Origin of the sequence: Streptomyces gossypii (genome assembly GCF_025165795.1) — a bacterium.
Classification (GTDB): Bacteria; Actinomycetota; Actinomycetes; order Streptomycetales; family Streptomycetaceae; genus Streptomyces; species Streptomyces gossypii.
The window spans coordinates 1-25,224 of the sequence record NZ_JAJAGO010000002.1; the positions used below are offsets into that span (position 1 = coordinate 1).

Here is a 25,224-nt window from a genome sequence, read left to right on the forward strand (position 1 = left end):
TCAACCCCTACATCGCCCAGAAGTCACCCCTGTTCGCCGAAGCAGCACAGGCCGGATACCTGCTCCGCACACCGGAGGGCGACATCTGGCAGTGGGATCTGTGGCAGGCGGGCATGGGCCTGGTCGATTTCACCAACCCGGACGCGTGCGCCTGGTACCAGGGCAAGCTGAAAGTCCTGCTGGACCAGGGCGTCGACGCGTTCAAAACCGACTTCGGGGAGCGGGTGCCCACCGAGGTGGTGTGGCATGACGGCTCGGACCCGCAGCGGATGCACAACTACTACACCCACCTCTACAACCAGGCCGTCTTCGAGGTCCTGGAGACCGAGCGGGGTGCGGGTGAGGCGGTCCTCTTCGCCCGCTCGGCGACCGCAGGGGGGCAGCAGTACCCGGTCCACTGGGGCGGGGACTGCTTCTCCTCCTTCGAGGCGATGGCCGAGTCCCTGCGCGGCGGCCTGTCCCTGTCCCTGTCAGGGTTCGGGTTCTGGAGTCATGACATCGGCGGGTTCGAGGGCACCCCTGATCCGGAGGTCTTCACCCGCTGGCTGGCCTTCGGGCTCCTCTCCTCCCACAGCCGCCTGCACGGCTCCTCCTCCTACCGGGTCCCGTGGAACTTCGGCGACCAGGCCGTGGAGGTAGCGGCCCGGTACACGCGGCTCAAGCACCGCCTGATGCCCTACCTCTACACAGCCGCCGCCCAGGCCCAGACCTCTGGTGTGCCGCTGATGCGGCCGATGCTGCTGGAATTCCCCGACGATCCGGGCTGCCGGACCCTGGACCGCCAGTACATGCTGGGCCCCGACCTGCTGGTCGCTCCGGTCTTCACCCACTCCGGGCAGGTCGACTACTACCTGCCGGAGGGTACCTGGACGCATCTGCTGACCGGCCAGCGCGCCACCGGCCCGGCCTGGCGCAGTGAGACCCACGCCCTGGAGAGCCTGCCCCTGTTCGTCCGCGCCGGAGCCGTCCTCACCCTCGGTGCTGATGACCAGCGTCCCGACGGTGACTGGCTCCGGGAACCCACCCTGCTGGTCTATCCCACCGACTCCCCCGACTACAGCGCGCGGGTGACCATCCCCGACCACACCGGCGCCCCGGCCGCGACCTACCGTGTTCACCGCGAAGGCGACACCCTGCATGTCTCCACGCAGGACACGGACCTGCCCTTCCACGTCCGGCTACCCGACGGCACCACCACCACCGGCACCCACCACACCACCCTCCCCCTCACCTGACGCCGGACAAGCCGCTGGTCCGTGAGGAGTGCCCTCCTCACGGACCAGCGGTGTGCGGGGTGGAACGGGTGGAGCGTGGATCAGTAGACGCTCACGCCGTACGCGTTGAGCGCCTCCGTGATCGGCTGGAAGAACGTCGTGCCGCCGAAGGTGCAGTTGCCGCTGCCGCCGGAGGTCAGGCCGACGGCCCGGTTGCCGGAGCGGAGCGAGCCGCCGCTGTCGCCGGGCTCGGCGCAGACGTTGGTGCGGATCATGCCGTAGACGACGTCGCCGCCGCCGTAGTTGACGGTGGCGTTCAGGGCGGTCACAGAACCGCTGTGAGTGCCGGTGGTGCTGCCGTGACGGGTGACGGACATGCCCACGCTGGCGTTGACCGCGCTGGTGATGTCCGTGCCGCCTGCCGTACCGGGGTGGCTGACGTTGCCGTCATAGCGCACGATGCCGTAGTCGTTGGTGGGGAAGCTCGACCCGACGGTCGGGCCGATGAGGGTGGTGCGGCTGGAGTTCGCGTACCAGTTGCCGCCGCCGTCGGTGCAGTGCCCGGCGGTGATCATGTAGTACGTGCTGCCGCTGCGGACGTTGAAGCCCGCCGAACAGCGGGAGCCACCCTTGTAGATGGCGTCGCCGCCCTGCAGGTACTTCTGGAAGGTGCCGGAGGTCCGCTCGATCTTAAGGGCGCCTGCCGTGCCGCCGGCCTCCTTCTTTATCTGGGCTATCTCGGCCTTGGAGACGCGGCTGTCGACGGTGACGACGACCTTGCCGGTCTTGGCGTCGGTGTGCCATGCGGTGCCGGCGACGTCGGCGTCGAGCACTGCGCTGCTCGCCTGGGAGAGCTGCGCCTTGCTGGGCTTGCCGGAGTCGGCAGGTGCGCTGCTGGCGTTGGCTGCCGAGACGGTGACTGCTGCCGTGACCACGAGTCCGGCGGCTATGGCGGTCAGCCGGGCACGCCTTGTCGGTCCACCATGGGGGGTGCTGCGCTTGGCCACTTCTTCCTCCTGTGGGAGATGCGGGGCCTTCGGGGGTGTGGGCCCCTGCGCCGCGAGCGAACGATCATGTTCATGACTTTCACTCGGGGCGACCGAACAATTACACTCAAGGTCATGGCGCGTCAACGCGCTGAGCTGCCAGGACGGCGAGTTGTCAAATCCAGGCAAGCGAGCAACTGATGGCACACGGCAGCCTCGGGCAAAGATTCGGTCCACCGGACACACCTGCGAGGGAGCATTGTCGTTCCACAGAGACCCGACCCCGTACGCGCGTTCCTGGGCCGTCTTCGGCCAGCGACTACGCGCCTCCCGTCGAAAACGCGGGCTGACCCAACGCCAGTTGGGCACCCTGCTGGGATACGACCACAGCCTGATCAGCCGTTGGGAGCGAGGGAAACGTGAGCCGCTCGGGGACGCGGTGCAGCGTCTGGACGAAGTGCTGGAGACCGGCGGCGTCCTGGCCTCCGTCCTGGACGAGGCGCTGACCGACCGCCCGAACGGCCACACCGGCGGCCACACCGGCGGCCACACCGGCGGCCACACCGCCTCCTTCGTCTCCTCCCCCTCCTACCTCTCCTCCGGCTCCTACCCCTCCGCCGGCTCCGGCCCCTCCTTCTCCCCCTCCGTACCGCAGCAGATCCTGTTCTCGCCCATGCCCGCCGACACCAGCGCCGTGGCAGGCGAGCTGGCCGAGTCGCACAACTGGCCCAGCCGCCTGCCCAACGCGGAGCTGACCTGCCCCCTGCACGGAGGCGCCCGCTGCCCCGTCCCCGACTTCACGTACGTCTTCGCCGCCCTGGCCCGCTGCCCGGAGACCTTCCCCCACCGGCAGGACGCGGACCTGATCCACGGCCTCACCGCCCTGCTCGAATGCCTGGTGGTGCGGAACCGCACGGAGTTGGCCCAAAGTGACAACGCATGGGTCGAACGCGTCCTGCGCATGGTGGTGGGCTGGGCGGAGCAGGTGAACGCCTCGGGCCACCCGCCCACCAGCCAACTGAGCCTGAGCGCTCACTACGCCATGCTGGCAGGACGCCTGCGACGCCAGTGCGGACAGAACGCCGCCGCCATGGCCTGGTTCACCCATGGCATGCGCTGGGCGGAAGCCTGCGGCAACGTCGTCGTCCGGGCCAGTCTGCTCGGCGAACTCTCCATGCTCGCCCGCGCGGAGCACGACGTGCCCTCCACGCTCTCCTACGCCCGGGTGCTGAGCGCGCTGACGCCGGACCGGGGCTGGACCCGCACCCTCTCCCACCTCTACCAGGCGCGCGGGCACGCCCTGACCGGCGACCACGGCGAGTGCACGGAACAACTGTCCCTGGCCCGCCGCCAGTTCGAGATCCTCGGCCCACGGGACCGGGAGGAGTCACCCTGTCTGGACGGAAGCGCGGGCCTGATGCTCCTGGAGGCCACCGCCGCCGGGGCGCTGCGGGACCTCGCGGTCTCCACCGGCGACCGGTCGGTCGCCCGCCAGGCGGTGGCGGCCACCCACACCGCGCTGGAGCATCTTCCGGAGGGCATGCTCCCCTCCCGCCTCCTGCTCACCCTGCGGCTGGCCGACAGCTACGCCTGCGCGGGAGACCGCGACGCCGCCCGGGAGGCCGCCTCCCCGTCACTCCGCTCGGCTTCCCTGACCACCAGGGCCCTGATCACCCAGGAACTGGACGGCCTGCGCCTCCGCCTGGGCTGACCGGTCCGTGGCCGCGGCTGTGGCCGTGCCGGTCGGCTGCGGCCCCCGGCACGGCCACGGAGAGGACCGCCGGCGTCAGCGGTCGGCGGGAGCGGTCACCCGCACGGGCAGGGTTTCGTAGCCGTGTGCGATGAAGGACGGCTGGGGCTGATGCTGTCCGGCGAGGTGGATGTCGGGAAAGGTCTCGAAGAGCGCGGGCAGGGCGATGCGGGCTTCCAGCTTGGCCAGGGCGGCGCCGAGGCAGTAGTGCATGCCGTAGCCGAAGGCGAGATGGCTCTTGTCCGCGCGGTCGAGATCAAAGGTCTCCGGCCGCTCATGGACCGCCGGGTCACGGCCGTGGGCGCCGAACCCCATGAGGAGGGGGGACCCGCCGGGTATGGTGACGCCTTCGCCGAGGTCTATGTCGGCCGTGGTGAACCGCATGGGGATGTGCATGATCGGCGGGTGGAGGCGCAGGGTCTCCTCGATCACGTCGTCCCAGCGCTCCGGGTGGGCCAGCACTCGGCGCAGCTGTCCTTCGTTGCTGAGCAGTTCGTAGGTCGCGTGGCCGATGAGGGAGACGGCGGTCTCGGAGCCCGCGCCGATCATCAGGATGAGGGTGGAGACCAGTTCCTCCTCGCTGAGCCGGTCGCCGTCCTCCTCCTGGGCGGCCAGCAGCAGACTGGTCATGTCCTCGCCCGGGTGCCAGCGCTTGGTGGCGATCAGCTTGCCCATCGCGGCATACAGCCGGTCCCGCGTGTCGGCGGCCTGCTCGCGGTCGGCGGTGGTGTCGAGCACGGCGTCGATCACGCTGAGCATGGCGGGGCGCTGCTCGTCGGGGACGCCGAAGAGGCCGGCGATCAGCTGGGTGGGCACCGGATAGGCATAGGCGTTCCGCAGGTCGAATATCTCGCCGGGCTCGTACCGGCCTATCGCCGTGAGAAGGTCGGCGACTATCTGTTCTATGGCGGGCCGCATCGCCTCGATGCGGCGGGGGCTGAACGCACGGCCGATGAGCTTCTTCAGCCGGGCGTGGTCGCCCCCGTCCGCGGTCAGCATCGACCGTACGTCCACCCAGCTGGTCAGCCAGGGGTAGTAGCCGGGCTCGTAGCCGGGCCAGGCGGTGCGGGCGTCCTTGGCCACGTCCGGATGGGTGAGCAGTTTCTTGATGACGTCACCGCGGGTGACGGACCAGACGGTGAGGCCGTCGGGGACGCCGACGGGCACGGCGGGGGCGGCGGCGCGTAATTCGGCGGCCTGGGTGTGGATCCGGTGGCCGGTGGAGTCCAGAGTGATCGGGGCGTAGGTGGTCACATTCATCTCCATGCGGGTGTGTTCGCGGAAGGGGATGTGCCGTTCTCCGGCTTGGGTCGGAATTTCACGGGCAGGGTGACGGGGCACTGGTGGAAGGGCCCGTGCCGATGGGTGATCTGGTCGTCGGGAATGGTCAGCTCCATGTCCCACAGCCGGTCGAGGATCGTCTCGATTCCGGTCTGGGCGATGGTGGTGGCCTGGCTGACGGCAGGACAGCGGTGCGGACCGGCGCTCCACGCCAGGTGGGCGCGGCTCTCGTAGCCGAGGTCCGGGGGGAGTTCGGGGTCCGTGTTCGCGGCGGCGTGGGAGATCATCACGGGGACACCCGCGGGGATCGGGCAGCCGTGCAGCGTGGTGTCCTCACGGGCGAAGTGCACGGAGAAGTTGGCCATCGGGCTCTTCGTCCACAGCGCCTTCTCCAGGGCGCGGCGCACGGTGAGCGTGCCGGAGGCCAGGTTGCCGGCGTAGGCGTCGTCCCTCAGCAGCAGGCGCAAAGCCCAGCCCATCCAGGCGGCGGTGGGGATGGTGCCCGCGCCGACGGTGGTGAAGAGCTGGTAGACGACCTCCTCCTCGTCGAGGCGGGCGGGGTGGCCGAGCATCCAGGAGGTGAAGTCCTGCCCGGGCTGCTGCCGCTTGAGGCCCGCGAGCTCGCCGAGCAGGGCGGCCAGGTCGGCGGCGGCCTGACCGGCCTCGGGGCCGGCGTTGATCACGCCCTGGCAGGCCAGCACCAGGCGGGCGGAGAACTCGTCGGGGCAGCCGAGCAGTTCGGCGAACACGTACAACGGCAGGGTGTCGGCGAAGTCGCTCATCACGTCGGCCCGGCCGCGGGCGGCGACACGGGAGATGAGGGTCTGGGCGCTGCGGCGGGTGATCTCACGCAGCTGGTGGCCGCTGACGCGGGCGAGGCAGTCGTCCATGGACCAGCGCAGCCGGGCGTGCCGCTCGCCCTCGGCGTAGAGGGCGTTCGGCCGGAACTCCATCAGGCCGCGGACGGGACTGTCCTCGGGCACCTTCCCCTCGTTCAACGCCCGCCAGCGCCGGGCGTCCTTGGAGTAGGTGCCGGTGTCGTTGAGCAGGTCGCGGGCGGCCCGGTAGCGGGTGACGACGAGGGCGTGGACGTCGGGGGCGATCTCCGCCCAGCCGACCGGGCCCGCGGCACGCAACTGGCGGTAGGCGTCCTCGGGGCGGGCGGCGAAGCCTGGTCCGTGCAGTATCGGGCAGCCCGTCGCGGAAAGGGGCGGCTCGGTCATGTGGCGGGCTCCAGACGGGGGCGGGAGAGAAGGTGGGAGACGAGCGCGATCAGCGGCGCCTTGGCCGATTCGCGTCTGCGCACGTCGCAGATCACCAGCGGTGTGTCCGGATGCAGGTCCAGGGCGGTGCGCAGCTCGGACTCGCTGTAACGCGGCGAGCCCGCGAAGTGGTTGACCGCGATCACGTAGGCCAGACCGGCCTCCTCCATGCGCGCCATCGCGTCCCAGGACTCCGTGATGCGCTTGGTGTCCACGAGGATCACCCCGCCGAGCGCACCCTCCATGAGCCCTTCGATGAGCGAGGCGAAGCGGGGCTGGCCGGGGGCTCCGAACAGGTACAGCACGATGTCGTCGGTAAGGGTGATGCGGCCGAAGTCCATCGCCACCGTGGTGGTGTCCTTGCCGTCCAGCCCGTTCAGATCGTCGACCAGCTCGCCGGCGCGTGTCATCTGCTCTTCCGTGGAGGCCGGCCGGATCTCGGAGACCGAGTGGACGAACGTGGTCTTACCCACGGCGAAAGGGCCGAGCACGACGAGCTTCACCGAGGTGGTGACGCCGGGCGCGAGGTACTGGCCGTCAGAGTTTGTGGAGTCCATCCAAGACCCTCTCCAGGAATTCCCTGTCGTATTGCTGAAAGGCGGGAACGGGGTTGCGGCTTATGAGGTGGCCGCTGTCGACGAGTGAGGCGACCAGCACCTTCGTGACGGCACCGGGCAGTTGCAGGTCCGCGCTGACGTCGGCGATGGAGAGCGCGCCGGGCAGGCAGTGCTCCATCACCCGGCGCGCGTGTGCGCTGAGTCCGTGCAACGGCCGGTCGCGGTCGGCGATCAGGAGAGTCGCCAAGTCCAGGCTGTGGCGGGAGGGTGCGGCCTGGCCCCCGGTCGGGGTGTAGGGCCGCACCATCCCGATGCGCCTGCGGCCTCGGGGGGTCACGAGGCCGGGGGCGCGGTCCGCTCCCGGGCGGACAGCGCGGAGCGGAGGCCGTTGATCGCCTTGATGGTGGCGGCCGAGGCGACGGCGACCTCGGGGCTGGTCATCTCCGCGTTGAGGGAGACGGCGAGCGCGGAGCGTTCACCGGAGGAGAAGACGAGGATGCAGCCGTCGGGCAGGTCGAAGATCGCCTTGCGCGGCCTCGTCCCCTCAGCGTCCGCGAACTCGCTGATGCCCATCCCGATGGAGAACACGCCGGAGGCGTTCGCCGCGGTCCGCTCGGCCACCGCCCGCTCCAGCCCGGTGGAGGCGGCCAGCACCAGGCCCTCGGAGCTGAGCAGGAGGGCGTGCAGCACCCCCTTCTCCTCCTTGAGGCGGTTCAGGACCCAGGTCATGTCGACGGTGTCGGCGGTGGGCTGCTGCTCAGTCACGGAGCTGGTCTCCTTCGATGGTCGTGCGTTCGTTCTCGCTGTCGCTGATGTGCGCCGCCAGGCGGGCGAAACCCTGCTGGAACGCCTCCGCGTCCTCCTGGGGCGGCGGCGCGTCCTTCGAGACGGGCGCGGGCGAGGCGGGCTTGGGTTCGCGACGCCGACGCTGCGGCAGGGCGGGGCTGTCTCCGGCCGAAGTGGGGGGCTGCTGCTGCGGGAAGAGGTCAGCGCTGAGGGCGGCGCTGTCGCCGACGCTGAGGCCGCTGCCGTCCATGCTCTGGCGCTCGGCCTTCTTCTCCTCGTCTGTCGGGCCCTGCCCCAGGAGTTCTCTCGGGATCCGCAGCACGGCGCGCACGCCTCCGTAGGGCGAGGTGGAGCTGACGTCCGCGTGGAAGCCGTATTCGGCGCCGAGGGAGCCGATGACGGGAAAGCCGAGGTGGAGGGTGTCCGGGAGGTTCGTGACATCCAGCAGGTCGTTCCGCGACAGCAGCCGGGCTGCCTCTTCGCGCTGGTAGACGTTCATGCTCAGGCCGCTGTCGTCGACGAGGACGCAGTAGCCGGTCTGCGTCTGCTGCACTTCCACCGAGACCTTGCCGTCCGAGTACGCGGTGGCGTTCGACAGCAGCTCGGTGAGCGCCATGGTGACCGGTTCGACGCAGCGGCCCTCCACGTACACCTCACCGGAGGCGGGTTCGTAGATGTACTCGACGCGCAGATAGGCGTCGATGCGGCCCCGTGCGGACTCGACGATCTCGCGGAAGGTGCAGTCGGCGCGCTGCAGGCCGGGCCACGAGCCGGTCAGCACACGGGTGCGCTGCAGGGTGTGCAGGGAGCGGGTGACCAGATGGTCGACGTTCATCAGGCTCTGGTGGTAGGTCGTGCCCTCGGGAAACTGGTCCATCTCCTCCAGGACCTTCATCTGGCACCGGACGAGGAAGGTCTGTGCCTCGTCGATGACGTCCCGGACAGCCGCGCGGGAGGCCAGGCCGATTCCGTCGCGGGATACGGAAACCGCCTCTTCGCACAGCCTGAGCAGTGTCTCGTGGCATTCGGCTGCCGAGGTCCCCCGCAACTCCTGGGCGGCGGCCGGGCCGGGCACCTCCACACCCCGGTGCCCGCGGGCCACGGCATCGACCAGGGCAGGGAAGCGGACCTTGGCCAGGTGGCGTGTCTCCGCCTCCAGTGCACGGAACCGCTCGCGGGCGACGGCGAGTTCCTCGGTGAGTGCCTTCTCACGCGGCAGGTGGTGGCGGCGCAGCCGCCGCTTGGCGCGGGTCTGCACCACCAGGGCCGCGGTGGAGCCGGCGAATCCGCTGGCCAGCAGCGTGGCCGTGGTCACCAGGGGGTCGATCATCACATTCCTCGGGCTCGTGCTGGGCAGGGAGGGCAACCCGACGTCGGGGGCGTGCGCTCATCGGGGCGAGGCAAGGAAGAGGCGGCCGGGGGCCGCCGGGACTGCGGGGACCGCCGGGGCTGCGGGGACCGCCGGGGCTGCGGGGCCGCCGGGGCTGCCGGCTCAGGCGGAGACGGGCAGACCGTGGGACCGCCGGTAGGGCAGGCGTTGGCGCATCGACAGCCGTGGGAGTCAACTTCTCAGCCCCGTGGACCGGGCTTGGCGGCGCGGTCGGAGGGCGTAGGGCGTGTTGCGGAAGCCCCCTGTGTCCGGGAGGGCAGAGGGGACCGCTGGTCTCTCTGAGGCGTAACCCTCAGCCGGATACCGCCCCGGACTGGCAGGGCGGTGCCGCGCGAGGTGCGTTCACACGAGGCGGGTTCAGCGGCCTCGAGGAGCTGTTGCGTGATGACGTGGTGGGTGTGAGGGGCGTACCGGGCCTCACTGCGCCGGATGCTGTCGAGCAGCCGTGTGGCGCTTCCGGTGCACTTCTTCCGGAGCAGGGCCTGTAATTCACGATGCTGCTGGAGGCCCCCGGCTAACCCCACCTGTGCCATCGTCTTCACCCGCCACACGCTAATACGATCCGTGACGGAGGGTCAACTGCGTGTTCGGGCAGGGTAGTCAGGCTCCGTCTCCCCGGAAGGCCGGATACAGCGGGAGCGGGCCCGCCTGCCAGTCCGTATGGGCCAGCGCGAGGAGGCGGCGCATCGCATCCGTGAAGGCCGGGAGGCCGGGCAGGGTGCTCGCCGCCTCCCAGCGGTGCCGCAGGAGTTCACGGCCGGTGGGGACGGGGCGGCGGGTCGGGTGCATCAGCTTCTCCTCCCGTACCGCGTGGGGGAGGAGGTGGACCGTGGCGCTGAGGGTCCAGGCGGCGACCGCATCGCGCATCCCGGCCTCCCACACCGCGTCCTGTCGCAACTCCGGGTACACCGCGACGACTTCGGCACGGTAGGTCTGCTCGATCTCCTCCGCCAGGCCGTCCGGCAGCCGGAAGACGCACCAGCAGCTGGAGAACGGCATCCGGCAGTACGCGGCGGTCAGGAAGACCGACTGGAAGCAGGCACCCTCGAAGTCGATCAGGCGGAGCCCGTCCGCGGTGAGCAGGTTGTTGTCGGGGCAGGTGTCGCCCGGCGTGAAGACCGGGCGGTGGTGCCCCGACGTCAGACCAGCGGTCACCCAGCCGAGTTCGACGCGGAGCGGGTCGGCCGGCTGGGCGTCCAGCTTGGCGTCCAGCGGCGGCAGGGTGATACCGGCTTCGGTGAGCCGTGCGGGGAACGCGTCGGCGTCCTCCGCGATCCAGGGGCCGCCGCCCTCGCCTCCGCTTGCGCCGTAGCGGGCGAAGAGCCGGGCGAGGTCGCCGCGTCGGCCGACCGAGGCCGCGGCCAACCGGCCGAGGCCGCGGGCCAAGGCGAGCAGGCCCGCCGTTGCCGTCCTGGGGTCGTCACCGAGCAGCACATCGGCGAGTGTCGGCGCGTCACCCAGATCCGCCATCACCACCATCGCCAAGTCCTCGTCCACTGCCAGCAGTTCCGGCCCGGCAAGTCGGAGAGAGAGCCCGGCCGCCTCCGCCGCGAACGACCGCCGCCCCTCGTCATCCTCACCGAAAGCCTTGACGACGACGGTGCGCCCCGCGTCCGTACGACAGCGCAGCACGGTCGTACGCCGGCCGCCGACCAGCTCGACCGGGTCGCAGAGGGTGGCGGTGTCCAGCAGCCGGGCGGCGGCGCGCAGCAGGGGGCCGCTCATGCGGGGTGCTCCGCCGTGCCGCCGGTGGGCCCGCGCAGTTCCGCGAGGGTCTGTGCGATCCAGTCGCGCTCCGCCCGGTGGGCCTCCCGGGCCATGATCAGCATGCCGCGCCGGTAGCGGTCGGACTCGTCCTTGATCCGCACCAGCTCGCCGCTGGTACCGGCGCCCGTACCTGCTCCGGCACGGCGGAAGAAGCTCGCGGGCTCGTCCAGGAAGTCCAGCCGCCGCTGGAGCAGCGCCGCCTGCTCGGCCCGGTCCGGCAGCTGGCTCAGGAAGGCGAGCAGCGTGAAGAAGGAGGCGCTGTTGCTGATCTCGCCTTGCTTCGGCTCCCGCAGGCGCCGCAGCAGTTCGGCCCGTCCGTGCCCGGTGAGCCGCAGGACCTGCCGGGTGGGTGCCCCGGCGCCGGGCTCCGGGTGGCGCTCCAGGTGCCCCGCCTCGCGCAGCCGGTTGAGGGCCGGGTAGAGGGCACCGTCGCTGACGGGGCGGGTGTGCCCCATCAGGTCGGAGATGCGGCGGCGCAGCTCGTAGGCGTGCAGGGGGCGTTCGGCGAGGAAGCCGAGGACGGCGAGGGCGAGCACCACGGCAGGATACCTCTATTCGAGTAACTCTAATCGAGGTAGTCTCGCGACGAGCAGACATGGAGGGGGGAAAGCTGTCATGGGCAGCGCATCAGAGCAGAGTGGAGCCGGACCAGGGCCGGTGCGGCGGCGGCTGCTCGGTCTGGCGGCGCCGGTCTATCTGGAACTCCTCTCCGGCGTGGTGGCCGGAATCGTCGACACCCTGTGGGTGTCCCGGCTGGGCGTGGCGGCGGTCGGCGCGGTCGCCGTCGCCACGACGCTGGAGAACGTCCTGCTGGGCGTGATCCTGCTGGCGAACATCGGCACCACCGTCGTGCTCGCCGAACGGCTCGGCCGCGACCCGTCCGCGCACGTGCTCCCCGTCGTACGGGCCGCAGGTGTGCTGTGGCTGGTCATCACACCCGTCGTCGCGGTCGGCGGCCTCCTCGGCCGGGAGCGGATCGCCGCACTGTTCACAGGCGGGAACGGTGAAGTCTTCCGGCTCACCGTGGAGTTCCTCGCGGTCTCCTTTCCCGGGATCGCCGTCTTCTTCGCCCAGAACGTCGTGGACGGCGTCTTCAAGGGCGCGGGCGACACCCGCACCCCCATGCGGACGGCGATGCTGGCCAACTCGCTGATCCTGCTGCTCGATCCGCTGCTGATCTACGGGTTCGCGGGTCTGCCCCCGCTGGGCGTCCAGGGCGCGGCACTGGGCACGGTGCTGGGCCGCGCCGTCGCGTTCACCGTCAGCGTGCTGCTGCTGAGACGCCTGCTGCGGGGCCTGCGGCAGGCACCGCGCACACCGCACGTGCCGTCCCCCAGCACAACGAGCCGCCCCGGCCCGCTGAACGGCACGCGTGCCGCACTGCGTCGCGTACTGGCCGTCGGGCTCCCCGCCTCCGGCGACTTCATCCTGCGCATGGGAATCGCCGTCGCGCTGGTCGGTGTCGTCGCCCGGTTCGGCGAGGCGCCGCTCGCCGCGTACGGGATCGGGACGAAGGTCATCCTCTTCGCCACCATGGCCTTCTACGCCGTACGCCAGGCCGCGAGCATCCTGCTGGCCCGCACCGGGAGTGCGGTGCCGGGCGCCGGCGCGGTCATCGGACGGCAGGCACTGCTGATCGCCTCCGTCCTCGCGGTCGGAGCGGGCACGGCACTCCTGCTCGGCGGCGGACCACTGCTGCGCGCCTTCTCCAGCGACCCGGAGGTGATCGGCGAGGGCCGGGTCCTGCTGAGGTTCCTCGCCCTCTACCTGGTCGCACTGGCGGGTGTGGTGAGCCTCGGCGGCGTGTTCATGGGCGGCGGCCTCGCGGGCGCGATGTTCCGGATCACGCTCTCCGGCGCGGCCGTGCAGATACCCCTCGCCTACGGCCTCAGCGCGCTCCCCGTCCTGGGCGTCCGGGGCGTCTGGCTCTCCATGGTGCTCGGCACGGCATCCCAGTACGCCCTCTCCTTCTCCCTCTTCCGCCGCCACTTCCCCGGAGCCCCGGAACCAGCCCGGCGCACCCGCGCCCGCGCCCGGTAGCGCTTCATGAGTGCGGTGAGCGTGGGGGGGGGGGGGGGCCGGGGGGGGGGGGGCAGCCCCCGCCCCGAACACAACCCCCCCCCCCCCCCCGCTTTTTTTGGGGGGGGTGGGGGGGGTTTTTTCGGGCTCGGGTGGGCCTTAAACCCGCCACGCTCGAAAACCACCACCCCGACACCCCGCACAGCGGACGCCGGGCAGCAGGCCACGGACGCGCTGGCGGCGGACCGTACGGACTCAACGCCGGAACGCCGGAACGCCGGAACGCCGGAACGCCGGAACGCCGGAACGGGAGAACGGGGAACTCGGGGCGCTCAGTCGGCCGGGAGGTAGGTGCCCGGTGCGAGGTAGACGGAGAACCTCGGGGAGTCGCCGCCGCGGTAGGACATGAAGTTCTGGGTCTGTGACTGTGCCAGCGGCCGGTCGGCGAGGGCATCGAGGACGCGGGCGTACGGCGCGGGGTCGATCCCCTCGCCGCTCAGAAAGGCCGCCACACGGTCGCGGGCGGCCGCATCATGGCTGTGGACCGGGATCATCGGGATGTACGCGGCCGCGCTGGGAAGGTCTCGTCCGGCGCGGAAGGTGAAGGTGGTGACGGGTGGTTTCCGCTTCCACTCGGCGGAATCATGACGGCCGTTGATCTGCCGCAGCGCCCGCGCGAACGAGCCCGGGACATGGCCGCTTGCCACGGCCGCTTTGGCGTCGATTTCCTCGGCGGACACGCCGGAGTGTGCGAGGTAGACCTGCACCCGCAGCGCTTCGCCGTCGACCAGGTCCAGAGCGATGAACACGGGTTCGTGCTCAGGGCCGTAGGCGCCACCCAGGTGCTCGGTCAGCGCGCGCCAGGGGCGTGTCAGCCCCAGACGGGTCAGGGCTTCCTCCGTCCGGGCGGCGGCCTCTGCCCGGCCCGAGATCGCGGGGTTGAGGAAGACCTTGTACTGGGGGTGTGCCCCCTGGCGCCAGGCCACAGCGTGGCCCCCGGCGGAGAACCCTTGCGGTTCGTCGGCCGTGAAGAGGTCCTCGATCCGCAGGTAGTCGCCGATCGAGACCCCGGGCCTCTCAGCAAGGCGCCGAGTGAGGGTCATGCCGTCCTCCATGCGTGCCCGGACGTCACCGCGCGGGGACTCCAGGGACATCCGGACCTGCGGCTCGCCGGCCTCCCAGGCGATGGACAGCTCGCACGGCATACCGTCGATGGAAACCCAGCAGGCACGTTCGGGGGGCGTACCGACCGGGAGTTCACCCCAGGGTGCGGTCAACTCCCGCAGCAGCTCCAGGATCGAGGAGCGGGTCTCGCCGGTGAGACCGAGGCTCTGGCAGGCACGCCACACCCGGTCGCAGGCGACTTCCGCATAGCTGTCGGCAGGCGAATACCGCGGGGAGTCGAACCGCATGGGGCGTCCGACCATCTCGGCGACGACCCCGGAGTCGGACGTGAACAGTTCCGCCTGAGACGGCTGTCGAGGGTCGGAATCGAGGTCTACGGCATCCATGGTGGCTCCCTGTGTCCTACTTCGCCGCAAGCGGGCAAGCATGCGCGCGAGGTCTTCCCCTCGCAGCGCGGAGTATGACGAGGCTCTGCCTGACAGTTCCCACGAAGCACCTTTCAGGAGTTTGTTCAGGCCAATCTCCTGGTCGCACACCTGAGGGATGACCGTACGACCGTGCCCGGCGATCCGGTGCCGCAGTCGGCGCACACCCTGACGGCCCCTCCAAAGGCGACCGCACCTGCAAATCAGGGCCCGGACCCGAAGCCCGGCACACCGCCCGGCCGGATGCGAGAACGGCTGAATTGCTCCGCCACGCCGGCATGCACGGCCACGTACTGCGACATGATCGATACACACCGTATGAATAACGTGCTCACCAAACGACATGAGTGTGCCCTTCCCTGTGCGGCCGACCGACGTGTCTCGGCACCGCCCTTCTCCGGGAAGCCCGCACAGAGGAGTTGACGCGTGTCCGCACAGCATCACCCCGCGCTCCCCGTGACGCTCCCGGAAGCCTTCGCGCGACAGGCTGAGCTGACTCCCGAGGCGACCGCACTGATGTGCGCGGCCAAGGAAGAACCGGCCCTCACGTACCGGGAACTCGACGCCCGTGCCGACCGCCTGGCCCGGCGGCTGGCCACGGAGGGGGTCGGGCCGGGCTCCACCGTGGCGGTCCTGATGGAACGCTCTGCCCAGCTTGTGGTGTCTCTGCTCGCCATCGTCAAGTCCGGTGGCTGCTATGTGCCGTTGGACTCACGGCAACCCGCCTCCCGGCTGCAGTGGGTACTCCAGCAGACCGGAGCCCGGCTGATCCTGACGGACGGATCCGGTCCCCAGGCCGAGTTCGGCGCTGGGCTAGGCCCCGGGCCAGGACCTCTCGGGGTCCTGCCGGTGCCCCTCGGCCCTTCGGACGGGCGCGCAGGGCCGGCAGCTCCCGGCGTCCCTGCCGAACCGCGGCAGCTCGCCTACGTGATGTTCACCTCCGGCTCCACCGGTACGCCCAAGGGCGTGGCAGTGACCCATGAGAACGTCGTGGGGCTGGCACAGGACCAGGCATGGCGCACCGGTGCCCACGAGCGGGTCCTGCTGCACTCGCCACATGCCTTCGACGCGTTCACCTACGAACTGTGGGTGCCGCTGCTGTGCGGCGGCACGGTCGTGGTCGCGCCCCCGGGCGAACTGGACGCCCCCGGCGTCGCCTCGGCGGTCTCGGACGCGGGAGTCACCGGGTTGTGGGTGACCGCCGGGCTGTTCTCCGTGCTGGCGGAGGAGGACCCGCGGTGCTTTCGCGGCGCGCGCGAGGTGTGGACCGGCGGTGACGCGGTCTCCCCCACGGCTGTCCGGCGAGTCCTGCGGGCCTGCCCGGGGACGGTGGTCGTCAACGGCTACGGGCCGACGGAGTCGACGACGTTCGCCACCTGCCACCGGATCGCCGAACCCGGTGGCCCGCGCACCGTGGTTCCCATCGGCACCGCCATGTCAGGCATGCGCACCGAGGTTCTCGACCGTCAGTTGCGCCCGGTGCCGCCAGGTGAGGTCGGGGAGCTGTATGTCGGCGGCTCGGGACTGGCCCGTGGTTACTGGAACAGCCCGTCGCTGACCGCGGACCGGTTCGTCGCCGACCCGCTGGGAAAGCCCGGAGCTCGGCTCTTCAGGACCGGTGACCTGGTGCGCGGCGGTTCGGATGGGCTGCTGGAGTTCGTGGGCCGCAGCGACGACCAGGTGAAGATCCGCGGCTTCCGTGCCGAGCCGGGCGAGGTGGAGGCCGTCCTCACGGAGCACCCGGGTGTCGCCCAGGCCGCGGTCGTGGCCAGGGCGGACCAAGCGGGTCACAAGCGGCTCGTCGGGTATGTCGTCCCCGCCGAGGAGACCGGGCCACAGGAGCAGCGCACCGCGGCGCAGGCGGATGCGGTGAGCGAGTGGCAGGGCATCTACGACTCGCTCTACAGCGAAGTCGCGCGGGCGCACTTCGGCGAGGACTTCTCCGGCTGGGACAGCAGCTACGACGGGCGGCCCATCCCGCCGGAGCAGATGCGGGAGTGGTGCGACGCGACCGTGGAGCGGATCCGCGAGCTCCACCCACGTCGGGTCCTGGAGATCGGTGTGGGGACCGGGTTGCTGATGTCCCGGCTGGCTCCGCAGTGTGACGCCTACTGGGGGACGGACCTGTCAGGCCAGGCCATTGAGGCGCTGACCCGACTGGTACGCCAGGACGCCTCCCTCGCGGGCCGGGTCGAGCTGAGCGCCCGTGCGGCCGACGACATCAGCGGCCTGCCCGTCGGCTTCTTCGACACCGTCGTCATCAACTCCGTCACCCAGTACTTCCCCGACGCCCACTACCTCGTGGACGTCCTGGCCAAGGCCGTCGAACTGCTCCTCCCCGGCGGGTCGGTCTTCGTCGGGGACGTACGCAACCTGCGCCTGCTGCGCCCCTTCCACACCGATGTCCAGCTGCGCCGCCCGGACCTGCCGTCGAGCCCCGGCGCGCTGCGCGCGGCCGTCGAGCACGCCATGATCCGGGAGAAGGAACTCCTGGTCGATCCGGCGTTCTTCACCGAACTGGCGGCTGCCGTCCCCGGCATCGGCGGCAGCGAGGTGCGGGTGAAACGAGGACGGTACGTCAACGAGCTGACCCGCTACCGCTACGACGCCGTCCTGCGGAAGGCCGTACGGGGAGCCGGGCCCGGCCTTCCTGCGGATGAGCTGCTGACCGTCGACGAGGTTCTGCCCGTGGAGGAGCTGCGGTGGGGCCGGGACGTGTCGGACCTGGAAGCGCTGGCAGACCGCCTCGACGCCGGACGGCCCGTCGACATCCGGGTGACCGGCATGCCCGACAGCCGGCTCGCGCCCGTCACCGCGGCGCTGCGGGCTTCTGAGGGTGGCACGGGCCGACTCCGCTCGCTGGGCGGTCAGGACGACGCCGAGAGCCTTGCGCTTGAGCAGCTGCACGATCTTGCCGCCGGGCTGGGCCTCCGGGCCTCCGCCATCTGGTCCGCCACCGCTGACGACGCCCTGGACGTCGTGGTGACCTGCCGCCCGCCCGGCACGCCCGGCGGCGGCGCTCCGGGGCCGACCGGTAGGGCACTGAGCTCGCTGGTCAACGCCCCCGCGACCGTGCGCAACACCGGCGCCCTGGTTTCCTCGGTCCGCGCCTTCCTGCGTGAGCGGCTGCCCGAGTACCTGGTACCGGACGCCACGGTGGTGCTGGAGGCACTGCCACTGACACCGCACGGCAAGGTGGACCGGCACCGGCTGCCGGAGCCCGGCATCGGCTCCGCCGAGGACGGACGGCCGCCGCGCAACCCTCTCGAAGAACTGCTGTGCCAGCTGTTCGCCGACATCCTGGGCGTGTCCGGGGTCACCATCGACGACAGCTTCTTCGCCCTCGGCGGGCACTCCCTTTCGGCCACGCGTCTCAGCTCCCGGCTGCGCTCGGTGCTCGGCCTGGAGGTGCCGGTGCGCAGCGTCTTCGAAGCACCGACCGTCGCCGGTCTGGCCGAGGTCGTGCACCAGGCGTCGGCAGGCGACCGGCCGCCGCTCCTGCCGGTGGAGCGCCCCGAGGAGGTACCGCTGTCCTTCGCGCAGCACCGCCTGTGGTTTCTCGACCGGCTCCAGGGGCCGGGCGCGGCGTACAACGTCCCGCTTGTGCTGGAGCTGGAGGGCGAGTTGGACCGGGCGGCTCTCGAAGCCGGGCTGGGCGACGTGCTGGAGCGCCACGAGAGCCTGCGGACGGTCTTTCCCGAGACAGGCGGTGTGCCGAGGCAGCTCGTCCTGGACGGCGCCGCCGCACGGCCGCCGCTGGACACCAGCACGGTGGCGCCCGCAGAACTGGACGCCGCGGTGGCCGCGGCGGTGCGCCGCCCCTTCGACCTGGCGAGCGAGATCCCGGTCCGGGCCCATCTGTTCACCACGGCCCCGACCCGCCATGTCCTGGCGCTGACGGTACATCACATCGCCTGCGACGGATGGTCGCTGGCGCCGCTGTGGCAGGACCTCGCCACCGCCTACACCGCGCGCCGTGCCGGTGGGACAACAGCTTCCGAAGTCCCCAGCCCAGCGCCCCTGCCGGTCCAGTACACGGACTACACCCTGTGGCAGCGGCGTTTCCTGGGCGACGAAAACGACTCCCGCAGCCCGGCCGCCCGTCAGATCGCCTACTGGACCGGTGCCCTGACCGGCCTGCCCGAGTGTGCTGAACTCCCCCTGGACCGCCCCCGTCCGCAGTCCTCCTCCCACCGCGGCGACACGCTGCACTTCACGGTGGACGCGGATCTGCACCGGCGGATCGCGGACCTGGCAGGGCAGTGCGGGGCGAGCCCCTTCATGGTGGTGCACGCCACGCTCGCCGCCTTGCTGACCAAGCTGGGCGCGGGCCACGACATCGCGATCGGTACCCCGGTCGCGGGGCGCACGGACCATGCCCTGGACGGTCTTGTGGGGTTCTTCGTCAACACTCTGGTGCTGCGCACCGACACCTCGGGAAACCCCGCCTTCCGTAGCCTGCTGGCCCGGGTACGGGAGACCGACCTGGCCGCGTACGCCCATCAGGACATACCGTTCGAGCGACTGGTGGACGCCCTCGCCCCGGCGCGTGGGACGGCATACCATCCCCTGTTCCAGGTGATGCTCGCCCTCCAGAACGCTCCGCAGGGTACGCCGGAGCTTCCAGGGCTGACCGTCGGTGAGCGCGCGGTGAGCACCGGCGCCTGCCGGTTCGACCTTTCGCTGAGCCTGCGGGAGCGCCAGGGCGCCGACCAGCGCCCGCAGGGTATGGACGGAGTGGCGGAGTACAGCACCGACCTGTTCGACCGGGAGAGTGTCGAGCGGCTCGTCCAGCGGTTCCTGCGTTTCCTCGACGCGGTCACCGCCGAGCCCGGGCAGCGGATCGGCGTGCTCGACGCGGTCCTTCCCGACGAGCGGGGGAGGCTGCTGCGGCAGAGTAGCGGCAGCCTGCGGGACGTACCGCGGCTGCCCCTGCCCGATCTGTTCGAGGCGCAGGTCAAGCGGACGCCCGAGGCGACGGCGCTGCTCTTCGACGACGGTGCGGGGCCCGTGCGGAAGGTGACCTATCGGCAGCTGAACACCCGGGCGAACCAGCTCGCCCGGTACCTCCTCGGCTGCGGGATCGGCCCCGAGCAGTACGTGGCCATCGCGCTGCCCCGTACGGTCGACTCGGTCGTCGCCACCCTCGCCGTGCTGAAAGCGGGAGGCGCCTATCTGCCGCTGGACGCGAACCACCCCGCGCCACGGCTCCGGTTCATGCTCGAGGACGTCCGCCCCGCACTGCTGCTGACCGGCTCCGGCACCTCGCTGAGGGATGTACCCGGCACCCCCGGCATGCGCCACGTCGTCCTGGACCGGGCCGAGACCCGGCACGCAGTCGGCCAGTGCCAGGAGACGGACGTGGCCGACGGCGAGCGGGTGCGCCCGCTCATGGTCGCGAGCCCCGCGTACGCCATCTACACCTCCGGGTCCACCGGCCACCCCAAGGGCGTCGTGGTGACCCACTCGGGATTCTCCGGTGTCGTCGAGGCGCAGCTGCGGCGGTTCGGGGTGACGCCGTCGAGCCGGATCCTCCAGTTCGCCTCCCACAGCTTCGACGGGGCCGTGTGGGAACTGTGCGGCGGGCTGCTGACCGGGGCCACGCTGGTGATGGCACCGGCGGAACTCACCGCGCCCGGCCCCGGCCTGGCCGCCCTCGTCGAGCGGCTCGCCGTGACCCACGCGACGCTGCCCCCGGCCGCGCTGACCGTGATGGAGCCCGCTGAGCTGACCTCTCTGTCCTCGCTGATCGTCTCGGGTGAGGCGTCGTCAGGGGAGACCGTCCGCCGCTGGTCGGCCGGACGCCGTTTCATCAACGGTTACGGGCCGACCGAGACCACCGTGTGCGCCACTCTCAGCTCCCCGCTCTCCGGCGGCGGTACGCCCCCGATCGGTACGCCCACGGTGGGCGCCGGGACGTACGTCCTCGACCGCGATCTGCGCCTCGTGCCGCCGGGGATCCCGGGAGAGCTGCACGTCTCCGGGGCCGGTCTCGCCCGCGGCTATCTGCACCGGCCGGGGCTGACGGCCGACCGGTTCGTGGCCGACCCGTACGGCGCTCCCGGCTCCCGGATGTACCGCACGGGCGACATCGTCCGCTGGAACAGCGGGGGAGAACTGGAGTACATAGGCCGCGCCGACGGGCAGGTCAAGGTGCGTGGTTTCCGGATCGAGCCAGGCGAGGTCGAGGCGGTCCTGAACGCCCGACCGGACGTGGCACAGGCTGTGGTCGTACCCCGCAAGGACGGCCGCGGTGCCACCTGCCTCACCGGATACGCCGTGCCCGCCGGTCACTCGGCGGACCTGAACGGTCTGGAGCTGCGGTCCCATCTGGCCGGTCTGCTGCCCGACTACATGGTTCCAGCCTCGGTTACGGTGCTGGACACGCTGCCGGTCACCGCATCGGGCAAGGTGGACCGGGCCGCGCTCCCGGCACCGGACTTCGGGACGCTGTCGAGCGGCCGGGCACCGCGCAATCCGCGCGAGCGCATTCTCTGCGAGCTGTACGCCGAGGTTCTGAACCTCCCGCAGGTCACCGTCGACGACAGCTTTTTCGACCTGGGCGGGCATTCCCTGCTCGTGACGCGGCTGATCAGCGGGATCCGCCGCCGCCTCGGGGTGGAGCTGCCCGTCCGCACGCTCTTCGAACGGCAGTCCGTGGCCTCGCTGCTGGAGGCGGTCGACGGGGTGAACACGTCGGCGGACACGTCGGCGAACACGTCGGTGGACCTGGGTGCGGCGGACGGATCCGCATGCCGTCCGGCACCGGTCGACCTCGCGGCGGAGGCCGTGCTCGACCCGCGGATCACGGTCGGGCCCTCCTGCCGGGAGCGGCGCCCGGGCGAGGCGGCGGACCAGGAGAACATCCTGCTGACAGGCGCGACGGGCTTCCTCGGTTCCTTCCTCCTGCGCGAACTCCTCGACCGTACGCACGCCGACATCCACTGTCTGGTCCGGGCCGGCGACGCCGAGCAGGCAGCCAGGCGCATCCGTCGAAGCCTGGTGGAGTACGGGCTGTGGAACGCGAGCACCCGCAGCCGGATCGTGCCCGTACCCGGCGATCTGGAAAAGCCACTGCTCGGCCTCTCCCCAGAGCGGTTCAACGCCCTGGCGGACCTTACTGACGTCGTCTACCACAACGGCGCGCGGGTCAACGCGGTCGAACCGTACGCCCGCCTGAGGGCGGCCAACGTGTCCGGCACCCAGGAGGTGCTGCGGCTGGCGGCCCGCTCAGTCCCGGTACCGGTCCACTACATCTCCACGGCCGCCGTGTCGGTGGGCAGCGACGAGGGCTTCGAGAACCTCGGCGCCGTGCCCGAATCCCGCCTGGTACGACCGGAGTCGGTCATGCCGGGCGGCTACACGGCCAGCAAGTGGGCCGCGGAGCAACTCGTCTGGGCCGCGGCCGAGCGCGGGCTCCCGATCAGCGTGTACCGCTTCGGCCGGGTGAGCGGGCACACCGTCAGCGGGGCCGGTTCCTCCAGGGACGTGCTCTGGCAGCTCGTGCGCGCCATGCTCGTCATCGGGGCCGCGCCGCACTCCCCCGGTCGACACGACCCGCCCCCCGTTGTCGACCTGATCCCTGTGGACCACGCCGTGGCCGCCCTCGTTCATCTCTCCCGCCGCCGCGGCAGCCTCGGCCTGGCGCACCATCTCACGTGCCCCGACCCCCTCCCCTTCGACACGGTCCTCGGGCATCTGCGCGCGTACGGCTACCGCTTGGAACCCATGGGCGTCGAGGAATGGACCCGGACCCTGCGTCGGCTGGCGGACGTCGAAGCGGCCCGTGCGAGGGGCGCGGGGCTGCTGGACGCCGCCGTGCTCCTCACCGACACCCTGCCCGCACTCTCCCGCCTCGGGCAGATCCGCCTCGACCGGACCAACACCCTGACCGGGCTGGCGGACTCGGGCCACGCGTTCCCCTCCTTGGACGGTGCGCTGATCCGTACGTACGCCGACTACTTCGTCGCCTCCGGCTTCTTCCCACCGCCCACCCGCTGAAAGGTCACGTCATGAGCAACCCCTGGGACGACACCGAGAGCACCTTCTCGGTGCTGGTCAACGACGAGGGACAGCACTCCTTGTGGCCGTCCTTCACCACGGTTCCGGCGGGGTGGGCCGCAGTCCACGGCCCTGCCTCTCACGAGGAGTGCCTCTCCTACGTCGAGGAGAACTGGACCGACATGCGGCCCAAGAGCCTCGTCGAGCACTACAACCGGTTCTCGGAGGTGCGGTCCGCATGAGCGATCAGCAAGCCCCCCGCAGCTACCCCTTCAGCGAAGCGGCCGCCCTGGACGTTGATCCGCTGTACGCAGAGCTGCGGCGAGAAGATCCCGTCCTCCGGGTCGGCTGCCCCTTCGGTGAAGACGCCTGGCTGGTCACCCGGCACGCAGACATGAAGACTGCCCTGGGGGACCCCCGGTTCAGCCGTGCGAAGGCAGCGGAGCACGACGAGTCCCGCCTCACTCCCCTGCCCATCCACACCAGCATCCTGGGCATGGACTCGCCCGACCACACCCGGTTACGCCGGCTCCTGGCCAAGGTCTTCACCGTTCGCCGTGTCGAGCTGCTGCGTCCCCGGATCGAGGGGGAGGCACACCGGCTGATCGACGGACTGGTGGCCCAGGGGCCACCGGCTGATCTCATGGAAGGACTCGCCGTTCCCTTCGCCGGCACGGTCGTCTGCGATCTGCTCGGCGTCCCATTCGAGGACCGCGAGCAGTTCCGCGGCTGGCTGGACGCCTTCTCCGCCACGACCGTGATGACGGAGGAGGAGATCGAGGCGGACACCGAGCGGCTGCACGGATACATCGCGCAGCTGATGGTCAGCCGCCGTGAGCAGCCGCAGGACGACCTGATCAGTGCCATGGTCAAGGCCAGCGATGAGGAGGACAAACTCTCCGAGAAGGAACTGGTGGAGCTGGCGAGCGTCCTGTTGATCGCGGGGCACGAGACGGTCTCGGCACAGCTCATCGACTCCCTCTACGCCCTGTTCACCCACCCCGAGCAGCTCGAACTGCTCAAGCGCCGACCCGAGTTGATGCCGAGAGCGATCGAGGAACTGCTGCGCTACGTGCCCCTCATCTCCCATGTCACCTTCGCGCGCTACGCCACCGAGGACATCGAACTGAGCGGAACGCTGATCCGAGCGGGCGAGTCCGTACTTCCCGCCATTCCCTCGGCCAACCGCGACGAATCGGTGTTCGAGAACGCGGACCTGTTCGACCTCACCCGAAAGCACAATCCCCACCTGGGGTTCGGGTACGGAATCCACCGCTGTCTTGGTGCGCCGTTGGCCCGGCTGGAGATACAGGCAGCGCTGGAGGCGCTTTTCGCCCGGCTGCCCGACATGCGGTGCGCCGTTCCCCTGAATTCGCTGGAATGGAAGGACGGCATGCAGGTACGAAGCCTGCTGCGGCTGCCGATCATCTGGTGAATCCGACCGGAGAATGCGGCTGGTGAGCTCCCCGCGGACGTGTCATACGTCTGCGGGGAGGCCCGCTCGCAGCGTCAGGCGAGCCGCCAGCCGGGGGACGGGGGACTGCTCTCGACCGTGACCGCCGGGTCACGGTTGACCACCGGGCCGAGGACGCTGTCGATCCGGTCCATGACCTCGCCCTCCAGTCTGATGCCGACTGCCTTGACGTTGTCGGTGATCTGCTCGGGCCGGGAGGCGCCGAGCACGGCAGCACAGACATTGGGGTTCTGGAGTACCCAGGCAAGCGAGAGTTGAGCGGCCGTCAGGCCGCCTTCGGCGGCGATCGGCCCGAGCTGCCGCACACGGCTGAGGACATCGTCCGTCAACCATGCGGCCAGTTCCGCCGAGCCGTCGTTCGCGTCCGTCGCCCGGGAACCCTCCGGCCACGTCCCACCCGGCAGGTACTTGCCGGTCAGCACGCCTTGGGCCAGTGGCGACCAGACGATCTGTCCGACACCCAACTCCTCGCAGGCCGGAATCACCTCGGCCTCGGGCACCCGCCACAGGGCCGAGTACTGCGGCTGGTTGGACACCAGAGGGATCTTGAGCTCCCGGGCGAGAGAGTGCCCCTGCCTGATCTGGTCCGCCGTCCACTCGGAGACGCCGATGTAGTGCGCCTTACCGGAGTGCACCACGTCTGCCAGCGCCTCCATGGTCTCCTCCAGCGGGGTGGAGAGGTCGAACCGGTGTGCCTGGTAGACATCCACGTGGTCCGTTCCCAGTCGGCGCAGGGAATTGGCGATCGACTCCCTGATGTGCTTGCGCGAGAGCCCCATATCGTTGCGTCCTGGGCCGACGGGCGCGAAGACCTTGGTGAGAATCTCCAGACCCTCCCGGCGCTCTCCCTTCAGCGCCCGGCCGAGGGATTCCTCCGCGTGGGCGTCCGCGTAGACATCGGCGGTGTCGAAGGTGGTGATTCCGGCGTCAAGTGCGGCCCGCACGCAGGCGATTTCTGTCTCCTCGCCTCCTGGTGAACTCCGGGTGAGCCAGTTGCCGAACGCAAGCTGACTGACGATCAAACCGCTGCGTCCCAGATGGCGAAATTCCATGACCCCAAATTATCAACGGACTTGGGATGAGCTGCCGATATCCGAGAATCCGGATTATCCCCAGCCCACGGAAGCGGGGGGGGGGCGGCCCCCCCGCGCGCGGGCGGGGCCGGGGCCCGGCGGGGCCCCCCGCCC

At 70.7% G+C, this 25,224-nt stretch carries 17 protein-coding genes; 6 read left to right on the forward strand and 11 right to left on the reverse strand.

The window, feature by feature from the left end; genetic code table 11:
• On the forward strand, window positions 1-1,235 hold a 1,235-nt coding region (gene yicI / locus LHJ74_RS03425), incomplete at its 5' end, for an alpha-xylosidase (RefSeq protein WP_260215975.1).
• 80 nt (window positions 1,236-1,315) lie between these two features.
• Here yicI and LHJ74_RS03430 read toward each other — a convergent pair.
• Window positions 1,316-2,221 (reverse strand): S1 family peptidase, encoded by a 906-nt coding sequence (locus LHJ74_RS03430; protein ID WP_260215976.1) that lies wholly within the window; start codon window positions 2,219-2,221, stop codon window positions 1,316-1,318.
• 238 nt (window positions 2,222-2,459) lie between these two features.
• Here LHJ74_RS03430 and LHJ74_RS03435 point away from each other — a divergent pair, with 238 nt between their 5' ends.
• A complete protein-coding gene (locus LHJ74_RS03435; RefSeq protein WP_260215977.1) occupies window positions 2,460-3,911 on the forward strand; it encodes a helix-turn-helix domain-containing protein in 1,452 nt (483 codons plus the stop codon).
• Window positions 3,912-3,986: 75 nt separating this feature from the next.
• Here the strand turns inward: LHJ74_RS03435 and LHJ74_RS03440 are convergent, their stop codons facing one another.
• The 8 genes from LHJ74_RS03440 to LHJ74_RS03475 form a co-directional block, all read right to left on the reverse strand.
• On the reverse strand, window positions 3,987-5,204 hold the full coding sequence (locus LHJ74_RS03440; RefSeq protein WP_260215978.1) for a cytochrome P450 family protein: 1,218 nt from the start codon (window positions 5,202-5,204) through the stop codon (window positions 3,987-3,989).
• Window positions 5,205-5,206: 2 nt separating this feature from the next.
• The gene (locus LHJ74_RS03445; protein ID WP_260215979.1) at window positions 5,207-6,454 is read right to left on the reverse strand and encodes a cytochrome P450 family protein; all 1,248 of its coding nucleotides are present in this window, start codon (window positions 6,452-6,454) and stop codon (window positions 5,207-5,209) included.
• Window positions 6,451-7,050, reverse strand: a complete 600-nt coding sequence (locus tag LHJ74_RS03450) for a GTP-binding protein (protein WP_260215981.1) — start codon at window positions 7,048-7,050, stop codon at window positions 6,451-6,453. The genes LHJ74_RS03445 and LHJ74_RS03450 overlap by 4 nt, the downstream gene beginning before the upstream one ends.
• On the reverse strand, window positions 7,031-7,357 hold the full coding sequence (locus LHJ74_RS03455) for a DUF742 domain-containing protein (RefSeq protein WP_260215982.1): 327 nt from the start codon (window positions 7,355-7,357) through the stop codon (window positions 7,031-7,033). The genes LHJ74_RS03450 and LHJ74_RS03455 overlap by 20 nt, the downstream gene beginning before the upstream one ends.
• A 26-nt stretch (window positions 7,358-7,383) precedes the next feature.
• Window positions 7,384-7,815, reverse strand: a complete 432-nt coding sequence (locus LHJ74_RS03460) for a roadblock/LC7 domain-containing protein (RefSeq protein ID WP_260215983.1) — start codon at window positions 7,813-7,815, stop codon at window positions 7,384-7,386.
• Window positions 7,808-9,166, reverse strand: a complete 1,359-nt coding sequence (locus LHJ74_RS03465) for a histidine kinase (protein ID WP_260215984.1) — start codon at window positions 9,164-9,166, stop codon at window positions 7,808-7,810. Before LHJ74_RS03465 ends, LHJ74_RS03460 begins: the two co-directional genes overlap by 8 nt.
• A 660-nt stretch (window positions 9,167-9,826) precedes the next feature.
• On the reverse strand, window positions 9,827-10,951 hold the full coding sequence (locus tag LHJ74_RS03470; protein WP_260215985.1) for a hypothetical protein: 1,125 nt from the start codon (window positions 10,949-10,951) through the stop codon (window positions 9,827-9,829).
• The gene (locus LHJ74_RS03475; RefSeq protein ID WP_260215986.1) at window positions 10,948-11,529 is read right to left on the reverse strand and encodes a PadR family transcriptional regulator; all 582 of its coding nucleotides are present in this window, start codon (window positions 11,527-11,529) and stop codon (window positions 10,948-10,950) included. The genes LHJ74_RS03470 and LHJ74_RS03475 overlap by 4 nt, the downstream gene beginning before the upstream one ends.
• Window positions 11,530-11,608: 79 nt before the next feature.
• Between LHJ74_RS03475 and LHJ74_RS03480 the strand changes: the two genes are divergently transcribed.
• Window positions 11,609-13,033, forward strand: a complete 1,425-nt coding sequence (locus LHJ74_RS03480; RefSeq protein WP_260215987.1) for an MATE family efflux transporter — start codon at window positions 11,609-11,611, stop codon at window positions 13,031-13,033.
• Window positions 13,034-13,344: 311 nt separating this feature from the next.
• On the opposite strand, the gene LHJ74_RS03485 is transcribed toward LHJ74_RS03480, so the two are convergent.
• Complete coding sequence (locus tag LHJ74_RS03485; protein WP_260215988.1) at window positions 13,345-14,523, reverse strand: tryptophan dimethylallyltransferase family protein; 1,179 nt, start codon at window positions 14,521-14,523, stop codon at window positions 13,345-13,347.
• Between the two features lie 465 nt (window positions 14,524-14,988).
• Between LHJ74_RS03485 and LHJ74_RS03490 the strand changes: the two genes are divergently transcribed.
• Genes LHJ74_RS03490 through LHJ74_RS03500 form a run of 3 tightly spaced genes read left to right on the forward strand, consistent with a single transcriptional unit; the run spans window position 14,989 to window position 23,998 of the window.
• A complete protein-coding gene (locus LHJ74_RS03490; protein WP_260215989.1) occupies window positions 14,989-22,563 on the forward strand; it encodes a non-ribosomal peptide synthetase in 7,575 nt (2,524 codons plus the stop codon).
• 11 nt (window positions 22,564-22,574) lie between these two features.
• The gene (locus LHJ74_RS03495; protein WP_260215991.1) at window positions 22,575-22,805 is read left to right on the forward strand and encodes an MbtH family protein; all 231 of its coding nucleotides are present in this window, start codon (window positions 22,575-22,577) and stop codon (window positions 22,803-22,805) included.
• A complete protein-coding gene (locus LHJ74_RS03500) occupies window positions 22,802-23,998 on the forward strand; it encodes a cytochrome P450 (RefSeq protein ID WP_260215993.1) in 1,197 nt (398 codons plus the stop codon). Before LHJ74_RS03495 ends, LHJ74_RS03500 begins: the two co-directional genes overlap by 4 nt.
• Window positions 23,999-24,072: 74 nt before the next feature.
• Here LHJ74_RS03500 and LHJ74_RS03505 read toward each other — a convergent pair whose 3' ends face one another.
• On the reverse strand, window positions 24,073-25,089 hold the full coding sequence (locus LHJ74_RS03505; RefSeq protein ID WP_260215994.1) for an aldo/keto reductase family protein: 1,017 nt from the start codon (window positions 25,087-25,089) through the stop codon (window positions 24,073-24,075).
• Window positions 25,090-25,224: the final 135 nt, after the last annotated feature.

Bases quoted from the DNA above. Each gene is read 5' to 3' on its own strand.
- LHJ74_RS03505 (WP_260215994.1), bottom strand. From the start codon at position 25,089: ATGGAATTTCGCCATCTGGGACGCAGCGGTTTGATCGTCAGTCAGCTT.
- LHJ74_RS03495 (WP_260215991.1), top strand. From the start codon at position 22,575: ATGAGCAACCCCTGGGACGACACCGAGAGCACCTTCTCGGTGCTGGTC.
- LHJ74_RS03500 (WP_260215993.1), top strand. From the start codon at position 22,802: ATGAGCGATCAGCAAGCCCCCCGCAGCTACCCCTTCAGCGAAGCGGCC.
- LHJ74_RS03450 (WP_260215981.1), bottom strand. From the start codon at position 7,050: ATGGACTCCACAAACTCTGACGGCCAGTACCTCGCGCCCGGCGTCACC.
- LHJ74_RS03465 (WP_260215984.1), bottom strand. From the start codon at position 9,166: ATGATCGACCCCCTGGTGACCACGGCCACGCTGCTGGCCAGCGGATTC.
- LHJ74_RS03470 (WP_260215985.1), bottom strand. From the start codon at position 10,951: ATGAGCGGCCCCCTGCTGCGCGCCGCCGCCCGGCTGCTGGACACCGCC.
- LHJ74_RS03480 (WP_260215987.1), top strand. From the start codon at position 11,609: ATGGGCAGCGCATCAGAGCAGAGTGGAGCCGGACCAGGGCCGGTGCGG.
- LHJ74_RS03445 (WP_260215979.1), bottom strand. From the start codon at position 6,454: ATGACCGAGCCGCCCCTTTCCGCGACGGGCTGCCCGATACTGCACGGA.
- LHJ74_RS03485 (WP_260215988.1), bottom strand. From the start codon at position 14,523: ATGGATGCCGTAGACCTCGATTCCGACCCTCGACAGCCGTCTCAGGCG.
- LHJ74_RS03455 (WP_260215982.1), bottom strand. From the start codon at position 7,357: ATGGTGCGGCCCTACACCCCGACCGGGGGCCAGGCCGCACCCTCCCGC.